16 protein-coding genes are annotated in these 17,937 nt (G+C 61.2%); 8 read left to right on the top strand and 8 right to left on the bottom strand.

Translation table 11 applies throughout. The annotated features are described in order from the left end of the window. Positions 1–109: 109 nt before the first annotated feature. Positions 110–1,045, top strand: a complete 936-nt coding sequence (locus tag Q0K17_RS03630) for a zinc dependent phospholipase C family protein (protein WP_294540054.1) — start codon at positions 110–112, stop codon at positions 1,043–1,045. Continuing rightward, positions 1,042–1,521 (top strand): peptidylprolyl isomerase, encoded by a 480-nt coding sequence (locus Q0K17_RS03625; RefSeq protein WP_294540052.1) that lies wholly within the window; start codon positions 1,042–1,044, stop codon positions 1,519–1,521. Before Q0K17_RS03630 ends, Q0K17_RS03625 begins: the two co-directional genes overlap by 4 nt. Before the next feature lie 90 nt (positions 1,522–1,611). Here the strand turns inward: Q0K17_RS03625 and Q0K17_RS03620 are convergent, their stop codons facing one another. The 3 genes from Q0K17_RS03620 to Q0K17_RS03610 are packed head-to-tail and all read right to left on the bottom strand — an operon-like array spanning position 1,612 to position 4,369. Further along, positions 1,612–2,079 carry a hypothetical protein gene (locus Q0K17_RS03620; RefSeq protein ID WP_294540051.1) on the bottom strand — a complete coding sequence of 156 codons (468 nt, stop codon included), beginning with the start codon at positions 2,077–2,079 and terminating at the stop codon, positions 1,612–1,614. 45 nt (positions 2,080–2,124) lie between these two features. Then, positions 2,125–3,669, bottom strand: coding sequence for a HAMP domain-containing sensor histidine kinase (locus Q0K17_RS03615; RefSeq protein ID WP_294540050.1), 1,545 nt, complete (start codon positions 3,667–3,669; stop codon positions 2,125–2,127). A gap of 16 nt (positions 3,670–3,685) precedes the next feature. Beyond that, positions 3,686–4,369 carry a response regulator transcription factor gene (locus Q0K17_RS03610; protein WP_294540049.1) on the bottom strand — a complete coding sequence of 228 codons (684 nt, stop codon included), beginning with the start codon at positions 4,367–4,369 and terminating at the stop codon, positions 3,686–3,688. A gap of 246 nt (positions 4,370–4,615) precedes the next feature. Here Q0K17_RS03610 and Q0K17_RS03605 point away from each other — a divergent pair, with 246 nt between their 5' ends. Both Q0K17_RS03605 and Q0K17_RS03600 read left to right on the top strand, forming a co-directional pair. Next, positions 4,616–5,455 carry a glycerophosphodiester phosphodiesterase family protein gene (locus Q0K17_RS03605; RefSeq protein ID WP_294540047.1) on the top strand — a complete coding sequence of 280 codons (840 nt, stop codon included), beginning with the start codon at positions 4,616–4,618 and terminating at the stop codon, positions 5,453–5,455. 70 nt (positions 5,456–5,525) lie between these two features. Beyond that, entirely contained in the window at positions 5,526–6,122 is a 597-nt protein-coding gene (locus Q0K17_RS03600) for a DUF4830 domain-containing protein (protein ID WP_294540045.1), read from the top strand. A 62-nt stretch (positions 6,123–6,184) separates the two neighbouring features. On the opposite strand, the gene Q0K17_RS03595 is transcribed toward Q0K17_RS03600, so the two are convergent. Both Q0K17_RS03595 and thrS read right to left on the bottom strand, forming a co-directional pair. Next, complete coding sequence (locus Q0K17_RS03595; protein ID WP_294540043.1) at positions 6,185–7,543, bottom strand: sodium-dependent transporter; 1,359 nt, start codon at positions 7,541–7,543, stop codon at positions 6,185–6,187. Between the two features lie 177 nt (positions 7,544–7,720). Then, on the bottom strand, positions 7,721–9,481 hold the full coding sequence (gene thrS, locus Q0K17_RS03590) for a threonine--tRNA ligase (protein ID WP_294540041.1): 1,761 nt from the start codon (positions 9,479–9,481) through the stop codon (positions 7,721–7,723). A 754-nt stretch (positions 9,482–10,235) separates the two neighbouring features. Here thrS and rny point away from each other — a divergent pair. Further along, on the top strand, positions 10,236–11,798 hold the full coding sequence (gene rny, locus Q0K17_RS03585; protein WP_294540039.1) for a ribonuclease Y: 1,563 nt from the start codon (positions 10,236–10,238) through the stop codon (positions 11,796–11,798). 163 nt (positions 11,799–11,961) lie between these two features. Here rny and Q0K17_RS03580 read toward each other — a convergent pair whose 3' ends face one another. Further along, positions 11,962–12,771: a hypothetical protein gene (locus Q0K17_RS03580; protein ID WP_294540038.1), complete on the bottom strand. Its 810-nt coding sequence runs from the start codon at positions 12,769–12,771 to the stop codon at positions 11,962–11,964. Between the two features lie 235 nt (positions 12,772–13,006). On the opposite strand from Q0K17_RS03580, the gene Q0K17_RS03575 reads away from it, so the two are divergent. Then, a complete protein-coding gene (locus Q0K17_RS03575; RefSeq protein WP_294540036.1) occupies positions 13,007–14,314 on the top strand; it encodes a DUF3048 domain-containing protein in 1,308 nt (435 codons plus the stop codon). A 119-nt stretch (positions 14,315–14,433) separates the two neighbouring features. After that, on the top strand, positions 14,434–15,828 hold the full coding sequence (locus Q0K17_RS03570) for a DUF3048 C-terminal domain-containing protein (RefSeq protein ID WP_294540034.1): 1,395 nt from the start codon (positions 14,434–14,436) through the stop codon (positions 15,826–15,828). Between the two features lie 85 nt (positions 15,829–15,913). On the opposite strand, the gene Q0K17_RS03565 is transcribed toward Q0K17_RS03570, so the two are convergent. After that, entirely contained in the window at positions 15,914–16,540 is a 627-nt protein-coding gene (locus Q0K17_RS03565) for a histidine phosphatase family protein (protein WP_294540032.1), read from the bottom strand. 274 nt (positions 16,541–16,814) lie between these two features. Here Q0K17_RS03565 and Q0K17_RS03560 point away from each other — a divergent pair, with 274 nt between their 5' ends. After that, positions 16,815–17,504, top strand: coding sequence for a helix-turn-helix domain-containing protein (locus Q0K17_RS03560; protein WP_294540030.1), 690 nt, complete (start codon positions 16,815–16,817; stop codon positions 17,502–17,504). 7 nt (positions 17,505–17,511) lie between these two features. Here Q0K17_RS03560 and Q0K17_RS03555 read toward each other — a convergent pair whose 3' ends face one another. Then, complete coding sequence (locus tag Q0K17_RS03555) at positions 17,512–17,763, bottom strand: AbrB/MazE/SpoVT family DNA-binding domain-containing protein (RefSeq protein WP_294540028.1); 252 nt, start codon at positions 17,761–17,763, stop codon at positions 17,512–17,514. Positions 17,764–17,937: the final 174 nt, after the last annotated feature.

Raw genomic sequence — 17,937 nt, 5'->3', positions numbered from 1 at the left:
AATTTGCCCGCATTGACAATCCATCCGGCGGGCAGTACAATAATGGGGTATGCGGGTCTGTGGACCCACATACCCCGTTTATGTTATCCGAACAGGAGGGCATTTCTCTATGCCGGAAGGCTATACCCATGTCCGCACCGCCCGACGGGCAGCCGAATCCATCCATTACAAGCTCCATTGTCCGGCGGCCTTTGCGGCGGGCGCCAACGGTCCGGACAGCTTTTTCAGCTTTGAAGTGTGGAAGAGCAAAGCCAAGCGGCGGTACGATCTGCCGGCGCTGGGCGACCGCATGCACGAGGAGGCCACCGGCGCTTTTCTGTGCAGTCTGGTCCGCCATGTGAAGACCGGTGCCCAGATCGAATACGCGCTGGGATTTCTCAGCCATTACGCCGCCGACACGGTGCTCCACCCCTATGTGGTGGCCATGTGCCAGTCCGGTCAGCCCTACGCAGGCAAGGGCGGCCACGGGTATTTCGAGATCGCCCTGGACTCCACCCTCCATGCGGAGGACACCGGCGTCTCCCAGGTGCCAGCGGACGACGCCTCTCCGGTGCCCCAGGGCACCGACCTGGCGGATATTGCCACCCTGCTGCACACCGTGCTGCTGGAAGTGTACGGCGCCGATGTGACCCAGGAATGTCTGGCCGATGCCTTCTACTACCTCAACCGGGTGCGGCGTCTGTTCCCCAGCCGCCACGGCATCCGCAAGGCCTTGTTCTATGTGGTGGAAACCTTCTGGAAAGGCCGTGGGTTCCTCACCGGGCATGTGTCCCCCCGGGCTCTGCGCCTGGACCTGCCCGATGAATGGACCGACCCGGCCACCGGCGAGGCCCGCCGTGGGGGTGCTTTCGCCCTGCTGCGGGAAGCCGAGCGCCGCAGCGCCGTGTATATGACCGCGGCCCTGGAATTCTGGATGGGCCACCTGACCGAATCCGAACTGTGCCGCCTGCTGGGCAGCATGGACTATACCACCGGGACCCCCACCGAGCTGAGCACCAAGCCGGCGGTGGCGGCTCCGGCCCAAGAAAAGGAGACAACAACATGATCCGCATCACCATGGAAAACGGCAAGACCATCGACATCGAGCTGGACCCCAGCGCCGCGCCCATCACCTGCGAAAACTTTGAAAAGCTGGTCCGTCAGGGCTTTTACGACGGCCTGACCTTCCACCGCATCATCCCCGGTTTCATGATCCAGGGCGGCTGCCCCCTGGGCAACGGCACCGGCGGCCCGGGCTGGCAGATCAAGGGCGAGTTCTCCGCCAACTTTGTGCCCAACCCCATCAAGCACACCCGCGGCGTCATCAGCATGGCCCGTGCCCAGAACCCCAACAGCGCCGGCAGCCAGTTCTTTATCATGCACGCCGATGCGCCCCATCTGGATGGCCAGTATGCGGCCTTCGGCCATGTGGTCTCCGGCATGGACGTGGTGGATGAGATCGCTTCCGTTCCCACCGACTGGAACGACAAGCCCCTGAAGCCTGTCCGCATGCAGACCGTACGCATCATCGACGAGGACTGATCCCGCCCCCATCCAGAAACAAACAAGCCCGCTCCCCCCGGCAATGGCCGACAGGGGAGCGGGCTTTTTCTGATTTATGGGAAATGGCGGTCAGCGGAACAGACCGCCCAGGCCGCTGAACCAGCCGGTGATCTGGCTGGTCTGGCTTTCCAGGTCCTCCACCGCCTGCATCAGGTCGGGCATTTCGCTGATGACCTGGTTCAGGGCGTCCACATCCAGCTGAGAAAGCTTCTCGGCAATATCGGGCAGGGACTGCAGCAGCCGGTCCAGCTCTCCGGGCTCCATGCTGTCCAGACTGTCCTGCAAAGTGCCGGCCAGGGTATCCACCTGCTCGGTAGCCTGCAGCAGGCTGCGGTAAGCCACACTGCCGTGGTAGAACAGAACCCCGAACCCTACACAGAGCACCGCGATCAGCCCGATGAGCAGGCCGATGCAGATTTTCAGCAGACGGTTGTTGCGGTCGGTTTTGGCTTCCAGCCGGTCCAGCTGGGCTTTCCAGTCGGGGGCGGCGGCTTTCTCCTCGGGCAGGGGAACGGGCAGATGACGGGGCTCCTCCATGGCAGTATCCTCCTTTTCGGGTCACGGTAACAGGGAACGGAACACTTATTCTTTGGGCGGGGATTGGGGAGCGGGGGCGGTCATCTCAAACCAGAACAGGGAACCGCGGCCCACCTCGCTCTGCACCCCGAAGGGGAATCCGTGCTGCTGCAGAATGGCCTTGGTGATGGAAAGCCCCAGCCCGGTGCCGGGTTTGCCCGCGTTCTTGCGGGCACGATAGTACCGGTCAAAAATATACGGCAGGTCCTCCGGTGGGATGCCGGGGCCGTGGTCCTCCACCTCAATACGGCATCCCCCGGCGGGCAGGGGAATGGCCCGCAGGGCAAAGAAGCCGTCCTCCCCGATGTGATGGGTGGCATTGCCCAGCAGATTGTGCAGCACCCGCTCCATCATGGCCGGGTCCGCCCGGACCATGCACTCCTTGTCCGCTTCCAGATGCAGGGTCCAGTGGTTCTGCTCGCATACGGCGTCGTAGAGACCTGCCACCTCAAAGCAGAGGCCGCTCATGTCAAAGTCCACCAGATTGGGCTTTTCCACGCCGCTCTGCACCTTGCTCAGCTCCATCACGCTGTTGACCAGGGCCGAAAGCCGGTCGGTCTCATCCACAATGATGTTGCACTGTTCGGTGCGTTTTTCTTCGTCCATGCCGGACAGGTCCCGCACCGTCTCGGCGTATCCCTTGATGAGGGTCAGGGGGGTGCGCAGGTCGTGGCTCACGTTGGCCAGCAGTTCCTTTTCCAGCTCGGCGGAGCGCTGCACCGCCCGGGCCATGTGGTTGAACTCCTGGGCCAGCAGCCCCAGTTCGTCCCGGCGCTTGACCTCCACCTGCACATCGTAGTTGCCGGCGGCCATGCGGCGGGCTCCGTCGGCCAGCTGGTACACCGGATGGGTGAACCAGCGGCTGAACAGGATGGCCGCCAGTACGTTCAGCCCGAAGAGCAGCAGGGCCACCGGCGGCAGCACACTGCGCAGCACGTCGGCGGCGGTGGTGATCTGGGCCAGACTGGTGGACACCAGCACCGCATACTGCCCGTCGGCAGTGAGCTTGCCCACCACCATCTGCAGGTTGCCGCCGGAAGAAACCGTTTCGTACACGCTCTTTTTGGTGAACACCAGGCCCCGCAGGCGCACCACCTCGGGGGTGTCCTGCTTCAGGCTGATCTTGCCCCCGAAGGAATACTCGCTCTGGTGCAGCACGCAGGGGTACAGGCTTTCCAGGCACTGGACGTTGCTCAAGGTGGAGTCACTGATGTCCACGCAGCAGTTTTCCAGGTCCAGGGACCCGTTGACGGCTTTTTCCAGAAAGGAAAGCCAGAAATCCTCGTCCAGTACCAGTTTGCCCAGGACACGGCTGGATACCGGTCCGTCGTTGGCATCAATTAAAGCCACCACCGCGTCAGCCTTGGTTTCCAGGCTGGTGCGGATCTTGCGGTTGTACATGGGCTCCAGGGCATAGGTGATCAGCGTCCAGACCAGCCCCAGGGTGAGCAGGGTCACGGCGCACAGAAACAGCATCAGCTGGCCCCGGACCCCCATCCGCGGAGCGGCTTTTTCGGAGGTCCGGCGGGCAGACTTCACCTTTTTCCACATACGGAATCCCCGTCTTTCACAGTACGTCCGGGTCGAACTTGTAGCCGATGCCCCAGACCGTCACAATGTACCCGCGGCAGGGTCCCAGATGGCCCCGCAGCATCTTGATGTGGGTGTCCACGGTGCGGTCCTCGCCGTAGTAGTCGTAGTTCCACACCTTCTGCAGGATCTTCTCCCGGGACAGGGCAATGCCCCGGTTGCTGACCAGGAACACCAGCAGGTCAAATTCCTTGGGGGTCAAAGGGGCCTCCTGTCCGGCCACCTTCACGCTGTGGCTGGCGGTGTCGATGACCAGATCCCCGAAGGTGTACACCCCGCCGGTCTCGGCGGGGGCGGGCATGGTGCGGGCCAGCACCGCCTTGACCCGGGCCACCAGTTCCCGGGGAGAGAACGGCTTCACCACATAGTCGTCGGCACCGCCTTCCAACCCGGCCAGCTTGTCATATTCCTCGCTGCGGGCGGTGAGCATGATCACCGGGGTGTTGATCTTGCGGGAACGCATCTCCCGCAGGCAGGTCATGCCGTCCATGAACGGCATCATGATGTCCAGGATCACCAGATCAATGCCTCCCTGGGACAGGATGGAAAGCGCCTGGGTGCCGTCCCCGGCCTCGGCACAGGTGTAGCCGCTGTGCTGCAGATGTTCCCGGATCAGGTCCCGGATACGCGGTTCATCGTCAACGACCAGAATTTTTGCCATAGTAAAACCCTCCAAACAACAGCGCAAGTCCGGCGCAGCGTCTTCCGTCCGTACCTCTTGCGTCATAGGTCGCTCTTTTTCATATAGTACCATAATAACCCGCATAGGTGGGGGATTTGTGAAAGTTTTCTTAAAATGTATTTCACGAATTTTACAGAATCCTGTCTTGCCTGAGCCGCCGGGACGCGCTACAATAGTGTGGCGGCGGGACATCCAGTCTGCCGCGGAAAGGCTGAATCGATCCCTATGGCGTTGTGCTTTGCAGCAGTTGTTCTGATCCTGGCGGCGCTGACCGTCTTTCTGGTGGCACCGGGGCGGCCCCGCCGGCCGCTGCGGACCCCTTTTTTGCATTATAACTTTGCCCACCGGGGCCTGTTCACACAGGACCAGTCGATCCCCGAAAACAGCCTGCCGGCCTTTGCGGCGGCGGTGGCCTGCGGCTGCGGCATCGAACTGGACGTGCAGTTCACCGCCGACCGGCAGCTGGTGGTCTTTCACGATGACACCCTGGACCGGATGACCGGGGCCAAAGGCTGGGTGCGGGACCATACCTGGCAGCAGATACAGGGCCTTTCCCTGGCGGGCACGGCCTGCACGCCGCCTCTGTTTGCCCGGGCCCTGGAGGAGATCGGCGGCAGGGTGCCCCTCATCGTGGAGATCAAGAGCCGGCAGGAGTACGGCGGGGCCTACCTGGATGCCCTGTGCACCGCCACCCTGCAGGCGCTGCAAACCTACGCCGGACCCTATTGCATTGAGAGCTTTGATCCCCGGGTGGTCCGGCGCATCCGCCGCATGGCTCCCGGCGTGCTACGGGGCCAGCTGGCAGACAGCTACCGGGCCAACCGCAGGCTGGGGGTGCACCCGGTGCACGCCTTCCTCATCAGTCACTGCTTCGGCAACTTCCTGGGACGGCCGGACTTCATCGCCTGGTGCCCCGAACGGGAAAACGGGGCCGTGGCCCTCTGTCGGGCCATGGGCGCCATGATGGTGCAGTGGACCATTCTGCCCCAACACGACCACAAAGCCTGTCAGCGGCGGTACGACGCCCTGATCTTCCAGTGGTACAGCCCTGCGCCCCGGTATTGAGCGGCATAAACAGCAGCCCTCCCGCATACCTTGCATTGAAAGTTCTGTAAGGCAAGCGAGGGGGCTGCTTATGTTTTTGTTTACTGTAACCAAACCCAGGCTGCGGCAGGCCGGGGCGCTGGCCCTGTGTGCTGTCTGTCTGGCGGGCACCATCACCGCCGCCGTGCATTTTGCCAACGACAGCGTGACCGCATCTGCCGGGGTATCCGAACAGACCACCATTGAGACCACCCAGGACATCGCCACCTACTTCACCGGCTACGGCTTTGAGGTGGATCTGGCCACCGCGGCGGTAGATAAGGTGAAGATCCCCAAACAGTGGGACGACAGCTTCGTCGCCTTCAACCAGGTGGTGGAGGAGAGCGGCCTGACCCTGGAAGGCCACAAGGGCAAGACGGTGGAAAAGTGGACCGCCCTGTGTCCCACCCTGTCCGACGGGGAAAACGACACCTACTGCGTGCTGCTGGTGTATAAGACCAAGCCGGTGGGCGCCTACCTGCTGGCAAAGCCTTCGGGAGAGGTGACCGGGCTGGTCTCTGCCGCCCAGCAGAATGCCGCCGACGCCGAGACCGCCGCCTCCGCCGATGTCCCGGCGGACACCCTGACCGACGACACCGCCCAGACCAGCGCAGGGGTGGTGGAGGAGAGCGCTTTTCCCACCGAATAAAAAACAGCCGGTACCATTCCCCAAACGGGAAGGGTACCGGCTGTTGCGATGTCAGCAGGGAATCACAGCAGGCCGCCCAGCAGGATGACCACGATCAGGATGGGCACCACGAACTGGAAGTAGGGCTTGAGCCAGCGGGGCATCTTGATGCCGCTGCCGGTGTTGGCTTCTTCCAGATACTTGTCGAAGCCCCAGCCCCAGCGGGTGACGCAGAACAGCAGATAGATCAGGCTGCCCACCGGGAGCAGGATGTTGCTCACCAGGAAGTCCTCGCCGTCCAGCACGGTGCTGCCCGGGCCCAGGGGCTGCAGGAAGCTCCACAGGTTGTAGCCCAGCACACAGGGAATGCTGGCGATCAGGATCACCACGCCGCCGATGAGCACCGTCTTGCGGCGGTCCAGACCGAACTGGTCCATCAGGCAGGCAATGATGTTCTCAAACACCGCAATGACGGTGGTGAAGCTGGCAAAGGTCATGAACAGGAAGAACAGGGACCCCCAGATGCGGCCGCCGGCCAGACTGGCAAAGACGTTGGGCAGGGTCACGAAGACCAGCTGGGGACCGCTGTCCGGGCTGACGCCGTAGGTGAAGCAGGCAGGGAAGATGATCAACCCGGCGCAGATGGCCACAAAGGTGTCCAGGGCGCAGATGCGCACCGCCTCGCCGGTCAGGGCAAAGTTGCGGTTCATGTAGCTGCCGAAGATCTCCATGGCGCCGATGCCCAGGCTCAGGGTAAAGAAGGACTGGTTCATGGCGGCCACGGCCACGTTGATGATGCCGGCCTCGCTGGCACGCTCCCAGTCGGGCAGCAGGTAGAACTTCAGGCCGTCCCCGGCGCCGGACAGGGTCAGGCTGTGCACCACCAGGATGAGGATGAGCACCAGCAGTGCGCCCATCATCCATTTGCCGATGCGCTCCACGCCGTTGCGCAGCCCGAAGCTGCACACGATGAAGCCCAGCACCACGGTCACGGCCATGAACAGGCCCATCTCTCCGGGGTTGGCCAGCATGGCGCTGAAGGTGGCGGCCGAAGTGTCGGCAGTGGCGCCCTCAAAGGTACCGGTCAGGAACTTGAAGAAGTAGCTGATCATCCAGCCGTTGACGGTGGTGTAGTACATCATCAGCACCACACAGCCCAGCAGGCAGGCCCAGCCGTGCAGGTGCCACACACTGCCCTTGGGTTCCAGGGCCTGGTACGCCTTGCCGGCACTGCCGCGGCCCGCACGGCCCACGGCCAGTTCCATGGTCAGCACGGGCACCCCCATGCAGACCAGGAACAGCAGGTAAAACAGAACAAACACGCCGCCGCCGTTTTCGCCGGTGACGGTGGGGAAGCGCCAGACATTGCCGATGCCGATGGCGCAGCCTGCGCTGATCAGGATAAACCCGAGGCGCGAGGCAAAAGATTCACGGTTCTCCAAAAAAATTCCTCCTTCTGATTTCAAACACCGCTTTTCTATTATAGCGGCTGCACCCGGCACAGGCAAGAAGATTTTTTGACGCTGAGGCGAAAGCTGTACAAAAACAAAAAGCCGCCGCCTGCGGCGGGCAGGCAGCGGCTTGCAACGTGTTCAAATAGAGGAAAATGTCCTGAAAAATCAGCGGCGCTCGGCGATCTCTTCCTTGACGCTGTTCAGGAACTCATCGGCGGACATGGTCGTGGTCTCGCCCTTGCGGTCACGGACGCTGACGGTGCCGGCTTCGGCTTCCTTGGCGCCCAGAACCAGCATATAGGGCACGCGGTCCACCTGCTGGGCCTGACGGATCTTGTAGCCGATCTTCTCGTTGCTCTCATCCAGAACAACGCGCACACCGGCGTTCTCCAGCTTTTCGGCCACGCCGCGGGCGTAGTCCAGGGTCTTTTCGCTGACGGGCAGCACCTTGACCTGGACGGGAGCCAGCCAGGTGGGGAACTTGCCGGCGTAATGCTCGGTCAGGATGCCGATGAAGCGCTCGATGGAACCGAAGCAGACGCGGTGGATCATGATGGGGCGTTCCTTCTCGCCGGCCTCGTTGACGTATTCCAGATGGAAGTTCAGCGGCATCTGGAAGTCCAGCTGGATGGTGCCGCACTGCCAGGTACGGCCCAGGCTGTCCTCCAGGTGGAAGTCGATCTTCGGGCCGTAGAACGCGCCGTCGCCCTCATTGATGATGTAGGGCATGTTCAGCTTTTCCAGGGCGTTCTTCAGGCCGTTGGTGGCGTCCTCCCAGTCCTCGTCGGAGCCCATGGAGTCCTCAGGACGGGTGCTCAGCTCCACAAAGTACTTGAAGCCGAACTTGTCGTACACCGAGTTGATCAGGTGCACCACGTTGGCGATCTCGTCGGAGATCTGGTCGCGGCGCATGAAGATGTGGGCATCGTCCTGGGTGAAGCAGCGCACGCGGAACAGGCCGTGCAGGGCGCCGCGCAGCTCGTGGCGGTGCACCAGGCCCAGTTCGCCCACGCGCAGGGGCAGTTCGCGGTAGCTGTGGGGCTGGCTGCGGTAGACCAGAACGCCGCCGGGGCAGTTCATGGGCTTGATGCAGTAGTCCTCGCCGTCAATGACGGTGGAGTACATGTTGTCCTTGTAATGGTCCCAGTGGCCGCTGGTCTCCCACAGATGGCGGTTCATGATCAGGGGAGTGGAAACCTCCACATAGCCCGCCTTGCGGTGGATCTCACGCCAGTAGTCGATCAGGGTGTTCTTCAGCACCATGCCGTTGGGCAGGAAGAAGGGGAAGCCGGGGCCCTCGTCGCAGAACATGAACAGATTCATTTCCTTGCCGATCTTGCGGTGATCCCGGCGGGCGGCCTCTTCCAGCAGCTTCAGGTGGGCTTCCAGCTCTTCCTGGTTGTGGAAGGCGATGCCGTTGATGCGGGTCAGCATCTTGTTGTTCTTGTCGCCGCGCCAGTAAGCGCCGGACTGCTGGGTGATCTTGAAGGCTTTCAGGGCCTTGGTGTAGGTCAGGTGAGGACCGACGCACATGTCGATGTACTCGCCCTGCTGGTAGAAGCTGATGGTGGCGTCCTCGGGCAGATCCCCGATGTGCTCCACCTTGTACTTCTCACCGCGCTCCTGCATGAGCTTGACGGCCTCTTCCCGGGGCAGAGTGAAGGCCTTGATCGGCAGGTTCTCCTTGCAGATCTTCTTCATCTCTTTTTCGATCTTTTCCAGATCTTCGTCGGTGAGCTTGGTATCGCCCAGGTCCACGTCATAGTAGAAACCGTTCTCGGTGGCGGGGCCAAAGGCGAAATCGGCTTCGGGCCACAGGCGCTTGATGGCCTGGGCCATGATGTGGGCGGCGGTGTGACGGATGACGTGCAGTTCCTCTTCCTGCGGGCATTCCTTGACGGTGCCGTCATTGTAGATGACTTTCATACTTGCAACCTCCCTAGCTGCGGCGGCCCACGGCCGCCAGAATAAAATAAAAAACGCTTCACCCCATTCAAACACGGGGTGAAGCGGTAAGCTCCACGGTTCCACCCGAATTGCGGGCAACAGCCCGCCTCTCGTATCGGCTGTAACGGGCCGTCCCGGCGGGGGTTCGCCCCCGCGCTCTGCGGTGGTAAGAAACGCGCCGTCCGCCAAGCCGCTTGCAGCACACCGTTTTGCACGGCGGCGGCTCTCTCTGAAACGCCGGTCAGCCTTTCCGTTTGTCCGCATCATCGCATTCATCAGGATGAAGTTACCGCTATTGTAGCGCGGCGGTTTTCAAAAGTCAAGTCCGGTACAGGACCTTTATGATTCTGTAACAATTTCTTGACAACCATCTGAAATGAATATAAACTATAATCAGTATACAACGGTGTATGCAGTTTGACCGCACGGTTCGGGCGGCACCGCATCGCCGAAGGGCCGCCGTCGGGGCGGGCACTGTATTTTATTTGGTATGGCATGCACGCAGGTTTGCATTGAAATAAACATGCTTTCGTTGTTTTTATAAGACTTTTCCCACCGGGAACCCACGCGTCCCGCCGTCTTGCGGCAGGTGTGTTTCGGTGTACCATCGGCCCGCGGCCGGCTTTGGCCGCGTCTGAGCAAACAACTGAATCGAATAAAAGTAAGGCCCCGCCATGGCTGCGACCCTCAGGTTTACGCGCATTTTCTGAATAAATTTGAGGAGTTGAAACAAATGTCCATCACCGCCATCATTGTACCGGTGCTGGTGGTCGTTGTTGTCGCCGCCGTATGCGGGGTCGTCTGCTTTTATGCGGGCATGACCTACCGCAAGCGCACCGCCGAGGCCAAGCTGGGCTCAGCGGAGGAAGAGGCCAAGCGCATCGTCAACGACGCCATCAAGGCTGCCGAGCAGAAACGGAAAGAGACAATCATTGAAGCCAAGGACGAAGCCTTCAAGCTGAAGAGCGAAGCGGACAAGGAGATCAAGGACCGCCGCGCCGAGGTCAGCCGCCAGGAACGCCGCATGGATCAGAAAGAAGAGGCCCTGGACAAGCGCACCACCGCCGTGGAGCGCAAGGAAGAGGACCTGAAGAAGCGCGCCGAGCTGGTGGAAGCCCGCCTGGACGAACTGGAACAGCTCAAGCTGCGCCAGACCGAAAAACTGGAAACCATCGCCGCCATGACCCAGGAAGATGCCCGGGCCGTCCTGCTCAAGCAGATCGACGATGAACTCACCCACGAAAAGGCCATGCGGGTTGCCGCCTTCCAGGCCAACATGAAGGATGAATGCGACAATCTGGCCCGGGATATGATCGGGCAGGCCATCGCCCGCTGCGCCGCCGACGCCACCAGTGAGGCCACCGTCTCGGTGGTGCCTCTGCCCAGTGACGAGATGAAGGGCCGGATCATCGGCCGCGAGGGCCGCAACATCCGCGCCCTGGAAACCGCCACCGGCTGCGACCTGATCATTGACGACACCCCCGAAGCCATCACCCTGTCCAGCTTCGACCAGACCCGCCGGGAGATCGCCCGTCTGGCGCTGGAACGCCTCATCGCCGACGGCCGTATCCATCCGGCCCGCATCGAGGAGACGGTGGACAAGTGCCGCCGGGAACTGGAACTGCAGATGAAGCGGGAAGGCGAGAAGGCGGTCATGGATCTGGGCATCCACAGCCTGCATCCCGATCTGGTCAAGCTTATCGGCCGTCTGAAGTACCGCACCAGCTATGGCCAGAACGTGCTGAGCCACAGCCTGGAAGTGGCCTGGCTGGCCGGCCTGATGGCGGGCGAGCTGGGGCTCAACGTCCAGCAGGCCCGCCGTGCCGGTCTGCTGCATGACATCGGCAAGGCTCTGGACCACGAGATCGAGGGCAGCCATGTCCAGATCGGCGTGGACATCTGCAAGAAATACCGGGAAAATCCCGCTGTCATCCATGCCATCGAGGCCCACCACGGCGACGTGGAGCCCAAGACGCCGCTGGCTTTCGTCATCATGGCGGCCGATGCCATCAGCGCGGCCCGTCCCGGCGCACGGCGTGAGAACATGGAAAGCTATATCAAGCGCCTGGAAACCCTGGAAAGCCTGTGCAACAGCTTTGAAGGGGTGGAAAGCTCCTACGCTGTCCAGGCCGGCCGCGAGGTCCGCATCCTGGTCCAGCCGGACAAGATCAGCGACGATCAGGTCATTCTGCTGGCCCGCAGCATTGCCAAGAAGATCGAGGACGAGCTGGATTACCCCGGCCAGATCAAGGTCAGTGTCATCCGCGAAAGCCGCGCCACCGAATACGCCAAGTAAAATATACCAAAAATCAGCAGCCCCGGCCATCCGGCCGGGGCTGCTTTTTGCTGCGGAAAGGGTTTGTCCGGACAAGGCCGGCCGATGGACCGGCTGTTTTTGGCCGCAGGCAGAACAAAAGCCGGGACGGCCTGATGCGGCGTCCCGGCTTGCAGGGCAGGATTCAGTTGTGGGAATCGGTGCGGCTGTTTTCCAGTTCGGCGTCCCGCATCTGTTTGATGGTGGCTTCCAGATTGAAGCTCTTTTCCATGGGAGCGTAGACGATCAGCAGGCTCAGCACCATGGGCAGCCACAGGTTGGTGATGGGCAGAATGTACATGGACAGGGGGAAGTAGAGCAGGAACAGACCCCAATAGACCACCTGGACCGCAATGGCGCCCACGCTGCGGGGCAGATAGCCCAGAAACAGCAGGATGGCGTTTTTCAGGATGCCGGCCAGGGGCATTTCCAGCAGGGCCAGCTGCGGGATGATGTAGGTGATCAGGCCCAGCACCAGCACCAGTCCGGCAATGAGGATGGCCCAGCTGATCACCGAAGTTCCCAGGCTGTCCATATGGAACAGGGTGAACACCTGCATGCCCAGGATCAGGCCGAACACCGCACCGGGCAGCAGACAGGCCCGGGCGTTGCGCTTCCAGGCGCGGCGGTAGGTGGGCCACCAGTATCCGGGCTCATCCCGCAGGCTGCGCAGGATGGTATCGGCCATACCGCACAGCTGGGGCGCCGCGATCATGCCGCCGATGAGCCCAGCGGCCAGCACAAAGATCACGGCGTGGGTGGTGACGGCCAGAATCATGCCGAACAGGAAGGGCAGCATACTGACGTATGCCAGAAGTCCGGCCTTGAAGAAGGACCAGAAATCCCGGCCCAGAATTTCCAGCAGGCGCATGAATCCTTTTTTGCGGGGCTCGTCCGGGCGCACGCCGGGACCCGGACGGTTATACCCCCCGAAAAACGAAGAAAAAATGGACATACTGTATCTGACTCCTTTGCGGATGAATCTTGCTCTATTGTAACAGAACCGGCCATTTTGTACAACCATTTCTTGTCAGGTTGCATTGCGGGATTGTAAAATTCCCCCGGGCGGCTTTACAAAACGGGCAAAAAAAAGTACAATAAGAACTATGACATTCCGGTTACAAAACACCGGGCCGTGGGCGTACCCTAGCGCCGCGAAGAAAAGAATCAAGGAAAAGAGGATCTAGCCTATGAAACGTACCCTCCTTTGTGTGCTGGCTGTTCTGGCGGCGTGTGCCATGCTGGTGGCCTGCAAGAAGTCTGGGACCGAGACCGTCACCTCGGATGCACCCTCGTCCTCTCAGGAGGTCCAGGCCACGCCGGAACCCACCCTGCCTCCCTATGAGGCCAATGTGCTGACCGGCGAAGCCCAGGACGAAAATTACCCGGCAGGGCAGCGCATCACCGCGGTTATGGTCAACAACATCACCGTAGCCCGTCCCCAGCGCGGCCTGTCCCGTGCCCAGATGCTGTTTGAGATCAAGGTGGAAGGCGGCATCACCCGGTTTATGCCGGTGTTCAATGACTACAATGACATTGAGGAGATCGGACCCGTCCGCTCCGGCCGTGACCAGTTCTTCCAGCTGATCCTGCCCTGGCAGGCCCTGTATATCCATGAGGGCGAAAGTATCTTCATGCGCCAGTATGCCAAGGAATATGAGTACGGCAACCTGAACAACTGCGACGGTGCCAACGGCTACCGTGATTACAACCGTGTGAACTGGCAGGGCCTGAGCTACGGCAACGGTCTGGCTCTGGAGCACACCATGTACACCAGCGGCGAAAACATCAAGAAGTATATCGAAGACAATGATGTGGATATGAACCGCGAGTACAATTCCACCTTCTTCAACTTCGTGGACTACCGCACCAACGAGGTGCGCGACCTGTCCAACAGCCTGGACAGCGCCTACAGCGACAAGTACGGCCCCGTGGTCCAGAACGGCGAGTATGTGGCCATCACCCATTCCCAGAGCTACAAGACCCGCTTCCTGTATGACGCCGCTTCCACCACCTACAAGATGCAGCAGTACTACTCCAACGACGGTTCCTGGCGGGATACCATCGACGAGGAATACGACCAGCAGCTAGCTTTCACCAACCTGGTGATCCTCTACACCGATATGGCCGCTTACCCCGGCGACAGCCATGACATCCAGAACGTGGATTACGGCAACGGCGGCATCGGCTACTACTGCTACGGCGGCAAGATCGAAAAGATCTACTGGCAGAAGGGCACCCCGCTGGAAGCCCTGCGCCTGTACTATCTGACGCCGGACGGCCAGTGCAGCGATCAGCAGCTGGACGTGAACATCGGCAAGAGCTATGTCACTGTGGTGGACATTGAGGAAGCCGAAAAGCTGGAGACCGGCACCCTGGCCGACTATGACCTGGCGGCCAGCGATGCGGCCACCAGCGAAGCCGTTGTGAATGAAGAGGACGTGGAGGCCGGCGAAGGCGAAGAGCTGGGCCAGACTCTCGACGAGATCAACGGCTGATCCTGAAACACAACCGCAACACCGAAAGGCGCACAGCCGCTGTCCGGCATCCGGGCAGGCCGTGCGCCTTTGCGGCTATCATCCGGGGCGTGTGCCCTGCACTGTATAGAGGGAACCGTATGAGAAAAACCATCCGTTTGGCGGCCGCAGCGCTGTCTGTCATGATGCTGGCCGGCTGTACGCTGCCCGGTTTGCCTGATGAAACCGGGGAGGCGGCCGGCAGTGCCACGGCCTCTCCCACAGCGGCGCCGACCCCCACGCCGGCACCGGCCAACAATACCAACCCGCTCACCGGCCAGACCACCGAGACCGATTACAACAACCAGCGCCCGGTGGCGGTGACCCTGCGCAGCGGGGACGGCTCCACCCCCCAGTGGGGCGTGGGCAAGGCCGATCTGCTGGTGGAGGGCGTCAGCGAGGGGTACGATACCAGCCTGACCGCCGTATTTGCCACCCGTGCCGATATCAGCAAGGTGGGGCCTGTGGGCAAGGTCACCGACCTGAGCCTGCAGTTCTCTCTGCCCCTCAATGCGGTGCCGGTGCATATCGGCAAGACCACCTATGCCTCCAACCTGCTCAATGTGCTGACCTACCAGGACGTGGACGGCCTGAATGTGGGCACCTCCGGCTTTGCCTTTGACGCGGACCGCTACGCCAACGGCTACCGGGAGGAAAACTGCTGGTACACCACCGCGGATCTGATCAGCGGCGGTCTGGCCAACTACAGCATGGATACCACCGGGGCCAACATGCCTTTGTTCCACTTCGAGGAGCGGCAGGCTCCCGCCGCCCAGAACGGTACCGATCTGTATATCACCTTCTCCCAGACGGCCGGGACCGAACTGAAGTACGACGCCGCCAACGGGGTGTATCTGCGCCACAACGTGGACGGCACCCCCACCATGGACACCGACAGCGGCCAGCAGGCTTCTTTCAAAAATGTGCTGGTGCTGTACGCTTCCAGCGGCATCAAGGATGACGACTATACCCGCCAGTATGATCTGTCCGGCGGTACCGGGCTGTACCTGACCGATGGTGCCTGGGAGCAGATCAACTGGACCAAGGGGGATGCCACGGCGCCCCTGTCCCTGACCGATGCCTCCGGCGCCACGCTGGCCGTCAATCCCGGCAAGACCTATCTGGCCGTATGGGGCGGCTATTACGGCCAGTCCCTGCAGCTGTTTGCCGCTGACGGCACCGAGCAGTCCCTGCCGGTGAAGCCGGCCCTGCTGGAAAGCGGCGTTCCGGACGATGTGGCTGCGGCTGCCCAGCACAACCAGGACATCCAGAATGCCCTGCTGGCCGCCCAGGCGGAGCTGGCTGCCGCCCAGCAGGCGGTGACCGATGCCGCTGCCACCGAGGACACCGCCGACGATGAAGCGGCCGCCCAGCGGCTGACCGCCGCCAACGATGCCCTGGCCACGGCTCAGGCAAACTATGATGCGGTTTTCGGTACGCCCACACCGGCCCCGGAACCCACGCCCGCGCCGGAAGGGGAGACCCCCGCCGAATGAGGCCTTACCTTATATAGGAACAAAAGAAATTCCCGGCAGGTATTTTTCCTGCCGGGAAATTTTTATGCGTTTTGCAGGGAGCCTGTCAGTCCAGATACCCCCGGGGCACCACATCGTAGGCCTCGGCCAGATGATCCCGCATCCACATGGCGGTGTCCAGCCGCAGACTGTACCCGCAGCCCGGATCGGTCATCCACTCCTCGGGGCGGCGCTGGGGCAGGGCGTGGCGGGCCAGCATGTTCATGATGACCCCGCCGTGGGTCACACAGGCGGCCTCCTCGGTATGGGTCTTGATCATGAACTCAAACAGTTTCATGAGCATGCCGCCGGACCGGTCGGCAAAGGCCTGCCGGCTTTCGGCCCCTTCGGGGACCTTCTCGCTGGTGGGGTCCATCCAGGCGGCAAAGTCCGGGTCCTGGGCCAGCTCGGTGAGCAGACGGTTCTCGAACACGCCGAAGCCCATCTCCCGCAGATCCTGCAGCGCAATGGTGCGCACCCCCGGATACAGGATCTCCGCCGTCTCCTTGGCCCGCAGCAGGGGAGAGGTGAACACCAGTCCCACCTGAGGGTACTCGAATTCCCGTTTCAGTTCCAGCAGTCCGGTCCGGCCCTCCTCACACAGGGAAAGATCGGTGCCGCTGCCGATATAACGGCCTTCCAGGTTGGCGGCGGTCAGACCGTGGCGGATCAGATGAAGCTTGAAATATTTCAAAATACGTCCCTCCTGTGGGAAAAATGTCGAAATCGGAAAAAATAAAAGGTTACAAAATTATTACAATTTTGAAACTTCCTTGGGGTTGGTAAAATTTGGGGACACAATATTTGTACCCTGGGTTTGTGCAAAAGGCCAATATCTAGTTTGTTCAGCAACTTTTTGCACAAACTGCCGAAAAAAAGCCGAAAAACTTGGCGAAACCGGTCTTTACAAAGCGTTTTTTCGCAGATATAATCAACACTATGTAAAGAGTGTGAAGGACGGCAACGAGATGGCAATGGAATTCAACCGAATCATTACCCTGCTGCGAAAAGAACGTGGCATCACCCAGAAACAGGCGGCCAGTGACCTGGGCATCAGTCAGGCGCAGCTTTCCCACTACGAAAAAGGCATCCGGGAATGCGGCCTGGAATTCGTGGTGCAGGTGGCCGATTATTACGGGGTCTCCTGTGATTATCTGCTGGGGCGCAGCGCGGAACGCAGCGGTCAGACCATCACGGTGGAGGACCTGCCCGAAGGCAGTTCCACCTCCGGCAGTGTCTACCGCGGCAGCGTACTGCCTACCATGTACAAAAAACTGATCGAAAATTCGTTGGATATCCTGTTTGACAAGCTGGACCAGTGCCGGGACAAACGGGTGGTCACGGCGGTGAGCAACTATCTCATGCTGGCAGTCTACGGGATGTTCCGCCAGCTGTACCAGTCTGCCCCCAAGAATGTGGCCAGCCTGTTCCGGGTCAGTCCGGCCCGGTGGCAGCATGCCGCGGATGCGGCCATGGCAGCCCAGCAGGGGGAACTGGCCGCGGTGCTGGCCGGGGAAGATGAGGGCGGTCCCGCCCCCGACCCGGCGGTGTTCAGCATGACCACCGAAAGTCTGGCCCGGGAATATCCCCGCCATGCCACCAGCCTGATGAATCTGGTCAAAAACAGCGAGGAAGCCGTGCGCGGCCTGCAGCGCTGATCCCTGCTTACATCGAAGCCAAGGCCCGACGGCAGGCCCCGCAGATGGGCTTGCCGTGGAATACCACCACGTCATCGGAGACATCTCCGCAGAATTCGCAGCAGCCTGCCGGCCGATATTTGCGCAGGACGATGCAGTCTCCGTCGGTCATGATTTCCAAAGGTGTATCCGGCGTGACGCCGAACTGTTTGCGCAGATCCTTGGGCAGCACGATGCGCCCGAGACCGTCCACATTGCGGATGATGCCTGTCGATTTCATACTGGGTTCCCTCCCGCTCCATGCCCGCCGCGCCAAAAGGCGGTACCGGGCTTTCTTGATGGGCCGAAAAACTATATTTGCTGTCGTATTCTGACGCCGGCCGCAACTTCTTGTGGATAGTATACGATATTTTGGAAGATTTGTCAATATTTGGAAATAAAACCAGACTGCTGG

This window comes from uncultured Gemmiger sp. (assembly GCA_944388105.1).
In the GTDB taxonomy this organism is placed as follows: Bacteria; Bacillota; Clostridia; order Oscillospirales; family Ruminococcaceae; genus Gemmiger.
Note: the sequence above shows the minus strand (reverse complement) of the source record. Positions and strands in the feature narration are given on the sequence as shown.

Bases quoted from the DNA above. Each gene is read 5' to 3' on its own strand.
- Q0K17_RS03615 (WP_294540050.1), bottom strand. From the start codon at position 3,669: ATGTGGAAAAAGGTGAAGTCTGCCCGCCGGACCTCCGAAAAAGCCGCT.
- Q0K17_RS03605 (WP_294540047.1), top strand. From the start codon at position 4,616: ATGGCGTTGTGCTTTGCAGCAGTTGTTCTGATCCTGGCGGCGCTGACC.
- Q0K17_RS03555 (WP_294540028.1), bottom strand. From the start codon at position 17,763: ATGAAATCGACAGGCATCATCCGCAATGTGGACGGTCTCGGGCGCATC.
- Q0K17_RS03620 (WP_294540051.1), bottom strand. From the start codon at position 2,079: ATGGAGGAGCCCCGTCATCTGCCCGTTCCCCTGCCCGAGGAGAAAGCC.
- Q0K17_RS03570 (WP_294540034.1), top strand. From the start codon at position 14,434: ATGAGAAAAACCATCCGTTTGGCGGCCGCAGCGCTGTCTGTCATGATG.
- Q0K17_RS03625 (WP_294540052.1), top strand. From the start codon at position 1,042: ATGATCCGCATCACCATGGAAAACGGCAAGACCATCGACATCGAGCTG.
- Q0K17_RS03610 (WP_294540049.1), bottom strand. From the start codon at position 4,369: ATGGCAAAAATTCTGGTCGTTGACGATGAACCGCGTATCCGGGACCTG.
- Q0K17_RS03575 (WP_294540036.1), top strand. From the start codon at position 13,007: ATGAAACGTACCCTCCTTTGTGTGCTGGCTGTTCTGGCGGCGTGTGCC.
- Q0K17_RS03600 (WP_294540045.1), top strand. From the start codon at position 5,526: ATGTTTTTGTTTACTGTAACCAAACCCAGGCTGCGGCAGGCCGGGGCG.
- rny (WP_294540039.1), top strand. From the start codon at position 10,236: ATGTCCATCACCGCCATCATTGTACCGGTGCTGGTGGTCGTTGTTGTC.
- Q0K17_RS03560 (WP_294540030.1), top strand. From the start codon at position 16,815: ATGGCAATGGAATTCAACCGAATCATTACCCTGCTGCGAAAAGAACGT.
- Q0K17_RS03580 (WP_294540038.1), bottom strand. From the start codon at position 12,771: ATGTCCATTTTTTCTTCGTTTTTCGGGGGGTATAACCGTCCGGGTCCC.
- Q0K17_RS03630 (WP_294540054.1), top strand. From the start codon at position 110: ATGCCGGAAGGCTATACCCATGTCCGCACCGCCCGACGGGCAGCCGAA.
- thrS (WP_294540041.1), bottom strand. From the start codon at position 9,481: ATGAAAGTCATCTACAATGACGGCACCGTCAAGGAATGCCCGCAGGAA.